We start from the raw sequence: 333 nt of genomic DNA on the forward strand, positions 1-333 counted from the left end.
AGAAGATCACCGCCGACCGGATGATCTCGGCCGTCGGCGTGCAGGCGAACATCGAAAACATCGGCCTTGAAGCGCTCGGTGTGAAGACCGATCGCGGCTTCATCGCCATCGACGGCTACGGCAAAACGAACGTGCCGGGCATCTACGCCATCGGCGATGTCGCCGGCCCGCCGATGCTGGCGCACAAGGCCGAACACGAGGCGGTGATCTGCGTCGAGAAGATCGCCGGCCTGCCGAACGTGCATCCGATGGACAAGTTGAAGATCCCCGGCTGCACCTATTGCCACCCGCAGGTCGCTTCGGTTGGGCTGACCGAAGCCAAGGCCAAGGAAC

General features: G+C 63.4%; 1 protein-coding gene. It reads left to right on the forward strand.

What is annotated here, in order from left to right; all coding sequences use genetic code 11:
* On the forward strand, positions 1-333 hold a 333-nt coding region (locus IB238_RS24320), incomplete at both ends, for an FAD-dependent oxidoreductase (protein ID WP_192253502.1).

It is taken from the genome of Rhizobium sp. ARZ01 (assembly GCF_014851675.1).
Taxonomy (GTDB): domain Bacteria; phylum Pseudomonadota; class Alphaproteobacteria; order Rhizobiales; family Rhizobiaceae; genus Mycoplana.